Origin of the sequence: Pseudoduganella violaceinigra DSM 15887 (assembly GCF_000425385.1) — a bacterium.
Classification (GTDB): Bacteria; Pseudomonadota; Gammaproteobacteria; order Burkholderiales; family Burkholderiaceae_D; genus Rugamonas; species Rugamonas violaceinigra.
This window is the reverse complement of the sequence record NZ_AUDI01000033.1, coordinates 1-13,787: the sequence shown is the minus strand read 5'-3', so window position 1 is coordinate 13,787 and position 13,787 is coordinate 1. Positions and strand designations below refer to the sequence as shown.

Here is a 13,787-nt window from a genome sequence, read left to right as displayed (position 1 = left end):
GAGGCGGTGAACTTGGTGGTGTTGGCCTTGAACCAGATGCGGAAGGCCTTGTCGTTGCCGATACCGGTCATCGCCAGCGGCTGCTTGGTCAGGTAGGAGCTGTACATCTCGCTCGAGGACGAAGCATTGGAGCCGTTGGCCAGGAAGTAGAACATACGGTTGTTCGGGCCGGAGGAGAAGTGCACGTTCAGGTTGCCCAGGGTGCTGCTCCAGGCATCCTTCGACGAGCCGTCTTTCGATGGCTTCCACATCCAGCGCAGCGGCTGGCCGTTGCGGGCGATCTCCTTGCCCATCATCCAGTCGTTGCCGGATGGGACGCTGGTGCCGGTGCCGCCGGCGCGGGCATAGGCTTCCACCATTTCGCCGGTGATGTCGGAGTTCGACTCATTCAGGCCGCCCGACTCACCGGAATAGGTCAGGTTGGACGTGGCGTCGGTCACGCCGTGGCCCATTTCGTGGCCGATCACGTCGATCGAACCCAGGCTGTAGAAGTCGGTGCCGTCGCCGATGTACATGCACTTGCAGTTCGGGTCGAAGAAGGCGTTGTCGTAGTTGTTGTCGACGTGGACGGCGATGTAGGTCGCGGTGTTGTTGCCGTCCAGCGAGGACCAGCCCACCACGTTCTTCAGCGTGTCGTAGGTGTTCATCAGGCCCCACAGCGCGTTCACCGCGGCGGTCTGGCCGTTGGCGTTGGTGGTGCTGCCGCCGCTGATGTATTGCTGGCCGTCGCCCCAGGTGTTGGTGCTGTTGGTGTAGATGGAGCCCGCCTGCGGGTTGGATTCCGGCGAGTGGTTGGCGTTGGTGATCGCCATGCCGCCGAAGGTGCCGCCTACGCCGCGCGAAGAATCGAGCATCTTGTAGGTCGAGCCGGACAGTGTGGTCTGGATCGGCACGTCGCCGTTATACTGGCTGTGGCCGACGCCGGTTACGCTTTGCAGCGCGTCCCACTGCTTGATCACGGCGCCGGTGGTGGCGTTGATCACGGTGTCGCGGAAGACCGGACGGTTGTTCTTGTTCATACGGGTCTTGACCAGGTAGGCCAGCTCGTAGTGGTCGACCACGTCCTGCACGTCCATTGCATTCAGCGCGCTTTCGGCCTTGTTGGCGGCGGCGGCAGTGCGCACGGTCTTCATCACCGGCCAGATCAGCAGCTCGGCTTCCGGCTTGGTGCGGTGGGTCTTGCCGGTGGTGCGGGAGACGGCGATGCGGATCGCTTCGTCGGCATCGAAGGCTGGGCTGGTTTCAGGCGCGCCTTTGGCGGAGACCCGCGCTGCGCGCGAAGAGTCCAGGCCGTTGCGGCGGTCGGACGCCGATTCGCTGACGATGTCGCCGTTTTCATCGGTCACAACGACCGACTCGGAACCGTACACGCGCAGGCCCTGGAAGGTGTGGTCGGCGCGCAGGATGCGCTGACCGTGGGCGCCTGGGTGCTGTTCGCGCATCTTGTAGCCATGCTCGCTATCGAGGCCGGCGTCGGCGCGGCGCGCGTCGAGGCGCGCTGCCAGGTTGGCCTTGGCTGCAACACTCATCGGCTGGGCCGGTGCGGCCATCAGGTTTTCCGGCAGGACGCCTGCAAATGCAGGGGCGAAAGAGGCTGCTACGGCTGCGGCCAGCAGGCTTTTGCGAAGTTTCATAACTCTCCTAGTGAGTTTCAAGATTGTTGGGAGAGCCGGAAGTTAGGCCTGTTTGTTGCTCGAGTCAAAAAAATCATGAAATAAGTCAACATGACAGTTTTTGTTCAATTTGAGACATTTGATTACATGTTCGTAGTCGCTCAACTACTCTGGACGGCAACGAAAAGGCGCACGATTGGCGGGTTTTGTAGGCGAGTTACAACGAAATAGAGGGGTTTTTCTAGTTTCGGGTTTGACACAACACAAATATGTATCAATTTGTCACAACGGTGTTGCACTGGTTGAATTTTGCGATTTACACTAGCCCGTCGTTCAGTTGAGGTGCTACTTAGTGAGGGCGCAATCACTTATGTTGTCTATATCTACCAAAGTCGAAAGGATTGTTGCGGAGTCGCCCTTCCTGAGTGAAGGTCTGCGCCGTGGCCTGATCAACCTGTCGGAACTGGCGCGCCAGCTGCAGCCGCAGCTCCAGAACGACCTGTGGAAGCCGGTCGGCCAGGCCGCCGTCGTCATGGCCTTGCGCCGCGTGGCCGGGCGCTTGCCGGACAAGGATACGCAGGAACTGGTGCTGGCCCAGCAGTCGGGCCAGCTGACCGCGCGCACCGATCTGGTCGAATTCACCTTCCGCCGCTCGGACCGCATCGATGACTGTCACCGCCAGATGCTGGAACGCGCCGGTACCGGCCACGGCCTGTACCTGACCGTGACCCGCGGCAGCGAAGAAGTGGTGGTGATCTGCAGCCGGCCGTTCATCGGCATGGTGGAGCAGATCTTCGCCAGCGAGCGCCTGCTGGCGCGGCTGGAGAACCTGAATGCCGTCACGCTGCAGCTGACCGCCGATTCCTGGCGCACGCCGGGCATCTACCACGCCATTCTCAAGAAGCTGGCGTGGGACAAGGTCAACCTGATCAACCTGATCTCGACGCACACCGAACTCACCCTGCTGCTGGAGAAGGAACACACGGGCGCCGCCTTCAGTGTCCTGTCCAATATGATCGCGCACAAACATTGATGTACACTTCCCTGTAGGGCATTCCTACAGGGGAAGCGGCATGGGTGTGAAGCGCGAGATGCAGCGGGTGGTGCCGGCGCTGCGGGTGGCCAGTTATGCGGCCAGCAAGGCCTTCTACGAGTCGCTGGGCTTTCGCGAAGCGTGGACGCACCAGTTCGAACCCGGCCTGCCCGCCTTCGCCTCGATGGCCTTCGACGGCATGGAAATCTTCCTGTCAGAGCATACGGGCGACTGCCAGCCCGGCGGGCTGGTACACTTCTATGTTCCGGATGTGGATGCGCTGTACGAAGATTTCATGGAGTACGGCGTAGAAGTCGAGGAAGTCCCGAATAACGGGCTGGGCGCCGACCTGCGCGCGATGTCCGTCCTCGATCCAGATAACAACCGGCTTAAGTTTCTGACTCAAACCCATTGGGAGTAAAGCGCAAATGAAGAAAGCGCTGTTGTTTACAGTCCTCGGCATGATCGCCGCATCGCAGGCCGGCGCGCAGGGGCTGTTTAAATGCAAGGTCGACGGCAAAATCACCTACCAGTCCATGGCATGCGCCAAAGGCGGGGAGACCATCGACGTTCCGCCTCCGCCAACCCCGGCCCAGACCAAGGCGGCGCAGGCGCGCGCGCAGGAAGACCTGGAGCGCGTCAAACAGCTTGCGGAGAGTAACCGTATAGCGCGCGAAAACAAGGCCAAGGCCGATAAGGAGGCGGAGGCCAAGGAAGCGGGCGACAGCAAGCGCCTGGCAAAGCCGGACTGCGACAAGCTGCGCTCGCGCCGCGAAGACCTGTACGGGCGGCGCAACGAAAACCGCCGCAACTCCCAGCTCGAAGCCATGGGCAAGACCCAGGACGAGATCGACAAGCTGGAGTCCGAGTTCACCAAGGCGGCCTGCGGCCCGCTCGACTAAGCAGGCCGCCCCGGCCGGTCACTTCTTCTTCTCGTCCTCCGGCTGGGAGAAGTTCAGTTCCGGCTGCTGATCCTCATCCTGTTTTTGCACCGGCTGCGCTTCGGGCGCGGCCGGCTGCTCGATGCGCAGGTCGCCCGATTCCACCTTGCCGCCGGTCGTGCGGTCCAGGAACATGGTCACCGTTTGCGGCATTGCCGCCACCAGCAGCACCATCAGCATCTGCAGGCCGACCCAGGGCAGGGCGCCCCAGTAGATATCCGACGACTTCACCTCCTTCGGCGCCACGCCGCGCAGGTAGAACAGCGCAAAGCCGAACGGCGGGTGCATGAAGGAGGTCTGCATGTTCACGCATAGCATCACGCCGAACCACACCAGGGAGGCTGATGCCGCCGCCTCCGGGCTGCCCATGATGGGCTCCAGCTGCGGCGCCAGGACTTTCTGCGCCACGGGCGCCAGCATCGGCACCACGATGAAGGCAATCTCGAAGAAGTCCAGGAAGAAGGCCAGGAAGAACACGAACAGGTTCACCACCAGCAGGAAGCCGATCCAGCCGCCCGGGATGCCGGTGAACAGATGCTCCACCCACAGGCTGCCGTCCACCCCCTGGAACACCACCGAGAAGCAGGTGGAGCCGATCAGGATGAACACCACCATCGCCGTCAGGCGCATGGTGGACTGGTAGCTCAGGACGATCAGCTCGCGCAGCGCCGCGATGCGGCTGGCGCGCAGCACCAGCCACGCCACGCTCAGGTACAGCACGGCCAGCGCCGCCTGCACCACGGGCTTGACGTTGGGCGCGATACCGGTCTCGCGGTCGTAATTCAGGCCGCCGACGAGGGCGGCCAGCAGCATGGCCAGCATGCCGACGCGGAAAATCGCGCGGTCGCGCGGCGTGAATTCCGGGCGGCGGATCACGGCCAGGATCACCGCTCCCAGCGCACCCATGGCGCCCGATTCGGTCGGCGTGGCCACGCCCAGCATCATGGTGCCCAGCACCATGAAGATCAGCACCGCAGCCGGCACAATGCCCTGCAGGCACTGCTTCCACAATGCCCAGCCGCGCGGGCCTAGTTCGTTTTGCGGCGCGGCCGGCAGCCATTCCGGCTTGATGCGGGTGAGGATGAAGGTGTACAGGGCGAACAGGCCGATCTGCACCAGCGACGGTCCCCAGGCGCCCAGGTACATGGAGCCCACGTCGGCGGCGGCGGTCGGGGTTTTCAGCTGGTCGGCCAGCACCACCAGCACCAGGGAGGGCGGTACCAGCTGGGTGATGGTGCCGGAAGCGGCCAGCACGCCGGTGGCATAGCGCATGTGGTAACCGTAACGTATCATCACCGGCAGCGAAATCATGGCCATGGCGATCACCTGCGCCGCCACCGTACCGGTGATCGCGCCCAGGATGAAGCCGACGATGATCACGGAATAGCCCAGGCCCCCGCGGACGCTGCCAAACAGGCGGCCCATCGAGTCGAGCATGTCCTCCGCCAGCCGGCATTTTTCCAGAATCGCGCCCATGAAGGTAAAGAAGGGGATCGCCAGCAGCAGGTCGTTGGCCAGCACGCTGCCGAAGATCCGCTGGGGCACGGCCTGCAGGAAGGGCAGGTTGAAGTTGTGCTGCAGGATCGCGATAACCCCGAAGAACAGACCGACCGCCATCAGCGAGAACGCCACGGGGAAGCCGACCAGCATGAACACCACCAGACCGCCGAACATCAGCGGCGGCATCATTTCAGTAGGAATCATTGCACCGGCCTTTCGTATCTGCTATCGAGCTCGGCCTTGCCGAACAGGTGGGCGATGCGTTTGATCAGCTCGGAGACGCCCTGCAGCGTAAGCAGGGCAAAGCCGACCGGCACGATGATCTTGATCGGCCAGAGCGGCAGGCCGCCGGAGTTGCCGGAGCCTTCCCAGCGTGCCAGGGACGGCAGGAACAGGGCCTCCCAGGACAGCCAGGTAAACAGGATACAGGCAGGGAAGAGGAAGAAGATGATGCCGAAGATGTCGATCATCATCTGCTTGCGTTCGGAGACGTGGCCGTAAATCAGGTCGACGCGCACATGTTCATTGCGCTGGAAGGTGTAGCTGGCGCCCAGCATGACGGCGGCGGCGAACAGCTGCCACTGCATTTCCAGGAAGGCGTTGGAACTCCAGTTGAAGCCATACCTGACCATGGCGTTGCTGGCGCTGACGAAGCATGAGACGAGGATCATCACATTAGCCACTTGCCCGCAGCGATACCCAAGGCGGTCAAGCCAATGCGAGAGTCTGAGAAAACCCTGCATTACATCTCCTGTTATCTGGATTAATTGTTGAAAGGATATTAGCCGAGAATCCTTGCAATTTGTACCATGTCCCCAGTGCACGCGATGTGTACGCCACGAAATTGCCAATTCTGCTATTGTATGCAATTTGATAATTATTGCACTTGGGCAATCTCTATGCTGAAAGCGCTTATCCAGCAGGTATACGCCGCGCTGGCACAATTCACCAGCGCTAGCCGCTTGTATGAACTGCGGCTCCCGAAAACCGAGGAGATCGTCGGCGGCGGCCTCCTGGTCGAAGCCTTCCTGGCCGACGACGGCCTGCAGGAACTGGCCAGGCGCGAAGTAATCGCCCTGTCGACCAGCGCCGCCATCGACCTGCGCTCCCTGCTCGGCCAGCCTGCGACCTTCCTCGCCAGCCTGGCCGACGGCGGCCGCAGCGCCTTCCACGGTTACGTGAGCCAGGCCGGCCTGCTGGGCAGCGAAGGCGGCTTTGCCCGCTACCGCTTGCGCATCTCGTCCTGGCTGTGGCTGCTGACCCAGGTGCGCAACAGCCGCGTATGGCAGGACAAATCGGTGGCGGAAATCGTCGACGAAGTCTTCCAGGCGCACGCCCCCTACGCCAACTGGCAGTGGAGCGAAGACGCACGCGCCGCCTTGGCCGATATTCCGCCGCGCAGCTACTGCTGCCAGTACCGCGAATCGGACTACGACTTCGTGCGCCGCCTGCTGACGGAAGAAGGTATCGCCTGGCGCCTGCAGGACGGCGAAGAAGCGCAAATCCTGATGCTGTTCGCCGACAGCCGCGAAGTCACCGCCACCCCGGAGGACGCCAGCAGCAAATCCGGCTTCGGCCTGCGCTACCACTCGGCGCGCGCGCTGGAAAAAGCCGACGCGATCCAGTCGCTGCGCCGCGAGCGCAGCATGCCCCCGGGCAGCGTGACCATCTACAGCTACGACTACAAGGCCAAGAGCCTGATCGGCAGCACAGTGCCGACCTGCATCAGCGACTTCGGCCGCCACGCCCAACTGCCGGAAAGCTTCGACTACCCAGGCCAATACGCCTTCACCGACGGCGACGACGCCCAGCGCTATGCCCTCCTGCAGATGCAGGCACGCGAAGCGCGCAGCCAGCCGTGGGAAGTGCGCAGCACCGTGCGCACCCTGCGCGCCGGTACCCGCTTCAAGCTGGTCAACGGCCCGCTGGACCTGGGCGAGCATGAAAACGAATACGTGCTCACGCGCGTCGCCAGCGTCGGCATCAACAACCTGCCGGTGGCCGCCCGGAATGGCCTGGCCGAACTGTTCGGCCCCATCCCGGAACTGCTGGAGCAACTGGCCGCGCCGTTCACCGGCATCGTGTCCGACCTGCCGGCCCTGCTCACGCAGGCCAACAGCACCGGCTATGCCAACTGCAGCCAGGCGCTGCCCGCCACCGTCCCGTGGCGCCCGATGCTGGAAGGCAGCGACGGCCGCCTGCACGCCAGGCCGACTGCGCTGGGCAGCCAAAGCGCTATCGTGGTCGACGCCGACGGCAACGACCGCCCGAGCGGCGCCGGTGAAATCCACTGCGACCACCTGGGCCGCGTGCGCATCCGCTTCCACTGGCAGGAGCAGGGCAACGCCACGTGCTGGGTGCGCGTCGCGCAGCGCCTGGCCGGCGGCGGCATGGGCAGCCAGTTCCTGCCGCGCATCGGGCAGGAAGTGCTGGTGCAGTTCATCGAAAACGACATCGACCGTCCCATCATCGTCGGTGCTCTGTATAACGGCCAGGGCGAAAGCGGTAGCGCTCCGACCCCGGGTGGCGCCAGCGAGCAGCAGGCGGACGACTACTACGGCCAGGCCCACGACCACGCCACCTCGGCGCAGGGCAACCTGGTCGGCGGCAATGGTCCCGTATGGCACGGCGCAGGCGGCGGCAGCGCTGCCCACCGCAACGCATCGTCGTTGTGGGGTGTGCGCAGCAAGGAATTCGGCGGCAAGGGCTACAACCAGCTGGTGTTCGACGACACCGACAACCAGGGCCGCGTACAGCTGCGCACCACGCTGGCGGCGACGGAACTGAACCTGGGCCACCTGGTCCACAACACCGACAACTACCGCGGCAGCCTGCGCGGCCAGGGCGCCGAACTGCGCACCGACGCTTATGGCGCAGTGCGCGCCGGCGCCGGTCTGCTGGTCACCAGCTACAAGATCTCGCACGGCGCCGCGCAGCGCGAACCGGCGGGCGACAATGCGGCCGGTATCGCGATGCTGAAGCAGGCGGTCAAGCTGAGCGAAACGTTCAGCGATATCGCGGTCAAGCACGGCACTGTCGGCCTTGCTTCGTATTTGGGCGCGCACAAGGTGAAAGCTAGCGCGCTCGATGAAAAGGAAGCACCGCTGCAGTCGCTGCTGACGGCTGTTTCGGGTATGGTCGATAACGCCAGCCTGGATGCGGCGCCCGCCGATGCCGGTGAGCGCAAGACGTCTCCTGGCGCGGGTGGACTGCCGCATAGCGCCGACCCGATTATCGCCATCACGGCCAAGGACGGCCTGACGATGAGCGCCGCGCGCGACCTGCAGTTTGCCGCTGGCGAGGCCGCAGTCGTGATGTCCGGCGGCGATACGCAACTCGCGACCGGCGGCCAGCTGCGCATCCACACCCAGCAAACCATTGGCGTGTTGGGTGGCGCGGTCAAACCCGGCGCGCAGGATCTCGGCGTGCAAGTGATCGCCGCGCGCGATCCAATCGACGTGCAGGCGCAAGCCGGTGCGATGCTGGTACAGGCGCGTGATGAAATCAATGTGAAGAGCGCCAACGCCCATATCGATTGGGCTGCGGCGAAGAAGATCAACCTTTCTACGGCTGGTGGCGCCAACATCACCATAGATGGCGGCAATATCACGGTGCAGTGCCCGGGCAAGATCGAGATCAAGGCGGGCAAGAAGTCGTTCATCGGCCCTGCCAAGGTCGATTATCCGATGCCGCAGCTTCCGACCAGTATCTGTAAACCATGCTTGCTGGCCGCGCTGCGCAGCGGAAGCCCATTCATCGCGCCAGCGGCGGCTTGAGGTAGAGAATGTATTTAGCTGTAAATCCAACTTCGCCAAGCCTGCCTTCGCAAATCGCACAGCAGATCACTGCCATGCAGGAGCGGCATGTTGATGCTCCATTCCATGTGATCGCGCTTGTGGATGGCGCATTTGACGAGGAGTTTTTCAAATCGTCCCCACGAAATCGCTGGCCGCGTACGTCGCTGTACGCGAACACGTCACTGCATTCACTTGGGATGGCCGCGCCGCAATTGACTACGTTTGGTGGACAACCAGGCAAGCTGGAAAAGTGGCTGGAAGATCTGTTTTCCAATTGTAGTGGTAAGCCCATGCTCAGCATTATTGCTAGTGCATTGGATGCCGAAGCGCTGCAGCGCCATCTTCTCCCATACATGATATGCAGGACAGAGGATACCGTCGAATGGCCAGTGCGATGGGGGGATACGCGTATCTTGCCGGGCGTAATAGAGAATTTGACCGAGCCGCACCGAACGCACCTGCTCAGCCCAATTTACTGCTGGTGGGCCGCGAATCGCAGGGGGGAGCAATTGACTTGGCCGGGGAACGGCGAAGCGCTTCCCCTGGCGGCGGAATTCGACAAGTTACCCATGGATGATGCGACTTTTGCGTCTTTGGTGGATCACTCTGAACCGGATGCGATCTTAAACAGTATTTATGACAGCCAGCCTGATCTTCTGCGCGATATTGATCCGCTTCAAGCTTATGGCGCCGTGTCACATCACCTGAGCGTGGCGAATGATCATCGCATCGAATCAGCGCGCGCTCGCCATCATTTCAGTGTATTGGCGGTGATGCTTCCCGACGATTTCACAAAACATCCCGAGATGGCCGAAGCATTAAATCGAATACGCAGTGGGACCGAATATTTTGCAGAAATCGACAGACTTTCGCCAAACTTTTGGAAAGAAGCTGAGGAAAGCCGCTCTCAAATTTAACGTCACGACATGAAAAAGGAAAGTTCATGAAATTGCTAGGCATCATTTTTGTAGCGCTTTTAGTTGCATGCTCCACGCCGTCTAAGCGAGATGACTCAGTCTATGGCGCCAGTGTGGGCATCGTTAATCACACGTCCAAATATATACACTCCGCCACGGTCGATGGAGCTGGAGGGGCGAATATGAGCGCATGGGGAGCCGGGGGGGGGGAAGTGTGTTGTGCAATGCTCCCGAGAAAATGGCATCCAGGAATACAAATGCTAGTGCGTTGGAATATGCCGGAGGGGAGTAAGTCTATCTATAAAGAAAAGATGGTCGAAGTAGAGAAATACGAAGAAGACGGTAGTATTTATATACACATATTCCCAAACGATGAAGTGCGAGTTGTCGTTTCTTCATATTGGGGGTCAAGTCCAAATCATCCTATTAAGCCACCTCAGAAACCTGCCTCTCCGCCAGTTCCGGCACAATAAATAGACCAACTTATGATTAACGCTACACCAATTGCGGCACCCTTTCCGGTAACTGATTTTCTTAGGCCAGATTCCACTGAACAGTCGCAAATCGCCATTGCGTGCTCCCCGTCTCAAGCTAGCCCGTGCTCGATCCCTGTCCATGTTGCTCTATTCTTCGACGGAACCAATAACAATTTATATCGAGATAAGGACGGGAAGCGTGTCGGAGTTCCCGGTCGGGATAACAAACCTACGGCAATCAGTAATAAGCGAGTAAGCGAGGATGAGGCAGACCATAGTAACGTTGCTCGCCTCTACTTGGCTGTTCCTGGTGATAAGATGGATAAAGGCGTATTTCGATTTTATATGCCCGGGCTTGGAACCCCATTTCCTGAAATTAAAGAGCTGACTGAAACACAAGACGGCAAAGCCTTCGGGAAGGGGGGGCAGCCGCGTATCATATGGGCCCTGTTGCAGGTTCTAAATGCGACATACGGGGTGGTAAATGGGGGCAAGGTGCTGCGCACAGACGGACAGGTGGGTGATCTCGCAAACGACCATAACCAAAACGTGGGCCAGTCAAGTACTGATGTTTACGGTCAGCAGACCACGATTACTCATAAGAGCTGGTTTGAACCGCACATTGCTGAGCTTGCGAGTAAGTTAAAGAACACGAAAAAGCCGGAAATCCCATCTTTGACGCTGTCGGTTTTTGGCTTTTCACGCGGTGCAGCTGAAGCTGCTGCGTTCTGTCACATGTTTGATGAGCTTCTCGTAGACAACAAGCTTGCAGGCATTCCAGCGACGATCTCTTTTCTGGGCGTCTTTGACACAGTTGCTTCGATTGGCCTATCCGCCTCCGTTGGCCGAACGACGCCATTGTCGCGCAGTTTTGCTGACGGCCATTTCTCGTGGGCAAAGCGAATCCTGAAGCCGCTTCCAGCTTGTGTGAAAGCTGGCCGGCACTTCATTGCTAGTCAAGAGATACGAATGAACTTCCCAGTAACACGTCTGCGCTCCGAACATGGGGACTTTCATGAAGTATATTTCCCAGGAATGCACTCGGACGTCGGCGGTGGTTATGGCCCAGGCGAAGCTGGCAAGGGGCGGGACTCTCAGAGTTCACTTGTGTCACAAATTCCGTTGGTTCACATGTTCAAAGAAGCGCGGGTGAAAGGTGTGCCTTTGATGCCGTTCAGCGAGTTCGAACCGTTGCTTAAGAATGACTATTCGGTCAACCAGGAATTAGCTTCAGCCTGGAACGCATACACCGCAGAGCTGGGTAACAACGGCGACATTCTCATGAAGCACATGGAACTCTACTACCGTTGGCGAGCGGCTCGATTGAACAACCTCGAAAAGACAGCAAGTTACGCGGCTGCAAGCGACCAATCAAAACAGGACATGAGCGATGCCAATCGCATGCTCGCTGGCGATCTGGAGGTGCTGAAATACCGCAAAAACGTGCAGCCAAAGGCCGCGGGCGACGATACTGGATACGAGCCATGTACGTTGCTCGATCAAAACCGCATCAATCAGTGGCAACTTTCGTGTGCTATGAGACGTAATCGATTAGACGAATGGGAAAAATGGGCGCTGGAAATATTCGAGAACCCCGAGCCACTGCCGCCCGAAGTCATGCGCTTTTTCGACGACTACATCCACGATTCATACGCGGGCTTCTATCTGGCTGGTGAAGTAACAGAATATGACCGGCGCAAAAAAGTCTCGGAAGTGGTCAAGAAAGATCGGCGTAGCCTGAAGGGCTTTGATTTGAAGATCTATGACCATGCCAAGAAGACGGAGGCGGCTCTCAACAAACAAAAGGCGGGTGAGGCGCTCGATGAGGATGAAGAGAAGCTGGTGAAAGAAGCGGAATTTGGAACTCCTTATCCAGTGATGACGGATAACGATACCGCGGACATGCGTTCCATTGCAATTGAAACGCAGACATGGACTCGTCGTGAGGGCGGTGGCTATTTCCTGCCACGCGGAAATTACCCCCTGAAAGGCCCTTATGGCGAAGAAATTCTTCGCAAACCGAGACCTGCCCCAGAAACCGAGAAGGCTGCCGCATAAGAAGCGAGAGCAAATTCACGTGGTGGGAATCAAATCGAGACCAGTTTGATCTTAACTGAAAGAATCGGCGATAGCGTAGCGTTGAGGGCCGCATAAATAGCGGTCTTCGTCGGTTCCTGGGCACCCTTGCTCGCATGAGCTAGCGGTGTCGAAGTCAACTTTATGTTGTTGGCAATTCAGATTGACCCATCCACAGAAAACGGCAGCAACATCACTGTGAAGAGGCTAGCTGCGAGATGCGTTGCCACATGCCTTTGCAGGGCTTGCTTCGCGGCCTTCGCAAGTAAAGTTCATTTATCGAGCCGACTGCGCCTGCCAGTCAAACGACACAAACATGTCGCAGCAATCATGCTGCGTCGCTGCCGAAGATGATTTCGTTAGCGGCCGATTCGACGCGAGGGAATGCCAGCGTGGACAAGCGCTATTAACTCATACGCAAGCTTGCCGTCGCACACGCCGCTGTGGCCGACACCACGGTCTTAGAGGAATTGCTTGACGACGGCAACACCACCAAAGCGACCGCCATTCGTGTGGAAATTTGGCGTGATGTTTCTCGTACTCTCTGAAGGATTTATGCAACTCCCGGCAATGGCGGATTTACTAAATTGAGTACGTGGTCACAGGGATATTTTGCGGAAATATCCAAGCTGCCATAGGACTTCTGAGATATGGCATCTTTGAACAAAATGGAATTCAAATGAAAGCACTTTGTGCATTTAGTCTGGTCTTGCTTACGGGGTGTTCTGCGCCCCCGGCGATGGATGATTCAACTTATGGCGCCAGTGTCGGCATCGTAAATCACACAGGTAACTTCATATATTCCGCTTCCGCAAATGGTGGCGGCGGCCATATGGAAGCCTGGGGCGCTGGCGGCCCGAATGTTTGTTGCGTGATGATTCCTCGTAAGTGGTATCCGGGAATGAAGGTCCCTGTACGTTGGGATATGCCAGAGGGAAGCAAGCATATCTATAAAGAAAAGATAGTCGAAGTAGAACAGTACGACGATGATGATGGCGGAAGTCTCTACATTCACATTTTTCCAAACGGCGAGGTACGACTGGTAGTTTCTAGATATGCAGGCTGGAGTTCAAAACATCCTATTCCTGCTCCTGTCAATCCCGATTCGAAGGCTGGTCAATCACAATAGGCATGAAGTCGTTCATCGGTCCTGCCAAAGTCGATTATCCGATGCCGCAGCTTCCGACCAGTATCTGCAAACCATGCTTGCTGGCCGCTCTGCGCAGCGGAAGCCCATTCATCGCGCCAGCGGCGGCTTGAGGTAGCTAATGTATTTAGCTGTAAATCCAACCTCGCCAAGCCTGCCTTCGCAAATCGCACAGCAGATCACTGCCATGCGGGAGCGGCATGTTGATGCTCCATTCCATGTGATCGCGCTTGTGGATGGCGCATTTGACGAGGAGTTTTTCAAATCGTCCCCACGAAATCGCTGGC

At 59.1% G+C, this 13,787-nt stretch carries 11 protein-coding genes; 8 read left to right on the top strand and 3 right to left on the bottom strand.

Features of this window, described 5'->3' with window-relative positions; genetic code table 11:
* Positions 1 to 1,634, bottom strand: a 1,634-nt coding sequence (locus H597_RS0116365) for a M4 family metallopeptidase (RefSeq protein WP_035374484.1), incomplete at its 3' end; no start/stop codon positions are given.
* 349 nt (positions 1,635 to 1,983) lie between these two features.
* On the opposite strand from H597_RS0116365, the gene H597_RS0116360 reads away from it, so the two are divergent.
* The 3 genes from H597_RS0116360 to H597_RS0116350 are packed head-to-tail and all read left to right on the top strand — an operon-like array spanning position 1,984 to position 3,548.
* A complete protein-coding gene (locus H597_RS0116360) occupies positions 1,984 to 2,646 on the top strand; it encodes a hypothetical protein (protein WP_028103085.1) in 663 nt (220 codons plus the stop codon).
* A gap of 40 nt (positions 2,647 to 2,686) precedes the next feature.
* Complete coding sequence (locus H597_RS0116355) at positions 2,687 to 3,067, top strand: glyoxalase superfamily protein (RefSeq protein WP_211232056.1); 381 nt, start codon at positions 2,687 to 2,689, stop codon at positions 3,065 to 3,067.
* Between the two features lie 7 nt (positions 3,068 to 3,074).
* Positions 3,075 to 3,548 (top strand): DUF4124 domain-containing protein, encoded by a 474-nt coding sequence (locus H597_RS0116350; RefSeq protein WP_035374482.1) that lies wholly within the window; start codon positions 3,075 to 3,077, stop codon positions 3,546 to 3,548.
* Between the two features lie 18 nt (positions 3,549 to 3,566).
* On the opposite strand, the gene H597_RS31240 is transcribed toward H597_RS0116350, so the two are convergent.
* Positions 3,567 to 5,291, bottom strand: coding sequence for a TRAP transporter large permease (locus H597_RS31240; RefSeq protein ID WP_051293859.1), 1,725 nt, complete (start codon positions 5,289 to 5,291; stop codon positions 3,567 to 3,569).
* Complete coding sequence (locus H597_RS0116340; RefSeq protein ID WP_371850736.1) at positions 5,288 to 5,758, bottom strand: TRAP transporter small permease subunit; 471 nt, start codon at positions 5,756 to 5,758, stop codon at positions 5,288 to 5,290. Before H597_RS0116340 ends, H597_RS31240 begins: the two co-directional genes overlap by 4 nt.
* Before the next feature lie 228 nt (positions 5,759 to 5,986).
* Here H597_RS0116340 and H597_RS0116335 point away from each other — a divergent pair, with 228 nt between their 5' ends.
* From H597_RS0116335 to H597_RS34175, 5 genes are all read left to right on the top strand, one after another.
* Positions 5,987 to 8,863 carry a type VI secretion system Vgr family protein gene (locus H597_RS0116335; RefSeq protein WP_051293858.1) on the top strand — a complete coding sequence of 959 codons (2,877 nt, stop codon included), beginning with the start codon at positions 5,987 to 5,989 and terminating at the stop codon, positions 8,861 to 8,863.
* Between the two features lie 8 nt (positions 8,864 to 8,871).
* Complete coding sequence (locus tag H597_RS0116330) at positions 8,872 to 9,801, top strand: DUF4123 domain-containing protein (protein WP_028103080.1); 930 nt, start codon at positions 8,872 to 8,874, stop codon at positions 9,799 to 9,801.
* 26 nt (positions 9,802 to 9,827) lie between these two features.
* Positions 9,828 to 10,274, top strand: coding sequence for a DUF3304 domain-containing protein (locus H597_RS36250; protein WP_083941140.1), 447 nt, complete (start codon positions 9,828 to 9,830; stop codon positions 10,272 to 10,274).
* 321 nt (positions 10,275 to 10,595) lie between these two features.
* A complete protein-coding gene (locus H597_RS31235; RefSeq protein ID WP_371850735.1) occupies positions 10,596 to 12,335 on the top strand; it encodes a phospholipase effector Tle1 domain-containing protein in 1,740 nt (579 codons plus the stop codon).
* A gap of 697 nt (positions 12,336 to 13,032) precedes the next feature.
* A complete protein-coding gene (locus H597_RS34175; RefSeq protein ID WP_083941138.1) occupies positions 13,033 to 13,482 on the top strand; it encodes a DUF3304 domain-containing protein in 450 nt (149 codons plus the stop codon).
* Positions 13,483 to 13,787: the final 305 nt, after the last annotated feature.

Excerpts from the sequence above, each read along its gene's own strand:
- H597_RS0116330 (WP_028103080.1), top strand. The coding sequence starts at position 8,872 with ATGTATTTAGCTGTAAATCCAACTTCGCCAAGCCTGCCTTCGCAAATC.
- H597_RS36250 (WP_083941140.1), top strand. The coding sequence starts at position 9,828 with ATGAAATTGCTAGGCATCATTTTTGTAGCGCTTTTAGTTGCATGCTCC.
- H597_RS31240 (WP_051293859.1), bottom strand. The coding sequence starts at position 5,291 with ATGATTCCTACTGAAATGATGCCGCCGCTGATGTTCGGCGGTCTGGTG.
- H597_RS0116355 (WP_211232056.1), top strand. The coding sequence starts at position 2,687 with ATGGGTGTGAAGCGCGAGATGCAGCGGGTGGTGCCGGCGCTGCGGGTG.
- H597_RS31235 (WP_371850735.1), top strand. The coding sequence starts at position 10,596 with ATGGATAAAGGCGTATTTCGATTTTATATGCCCGGGCTTGGAACCCCA.
- H597_RS34175 (WP_083941138.1), top strand. The coding sequence starts at position 13,033 with ATGAAAGCACTTTGTGCATTTAGTCTGGTCTTGCTTACGGGGTGTTCT.
- H597_RS0116350 (WP_035374482.1), top strand. The coding sequence starts at position 3,075 with ATGAAGAAAGCGCTGTTGTTTACAGTCCTCGGCATGATCGCCGCATCG.
- H597_RS0116360 (WP_028103085.1), top strand. The coding sequence starts at position 1,984 with ATGTTGTCTATATCTACCAAAGTCGAAAGGATTGTTGCGGAGTCGCCC.
- H597_RS0116340 (WP_371850736.1), bottom strand. The coding sequence starts at position 5,758 with ATGATCCTCGTCTCATGCTTCGTCAGCGCCAGCAACGCCATGGTCAGG.
- H597_RS0116335 (WP_051293858.1), top strand. The coding sequence starts at position 5,987 with ATGCTGAAAGCGCTTATCCAGCAGGTATACGCCGCGCTGGCACAATTC.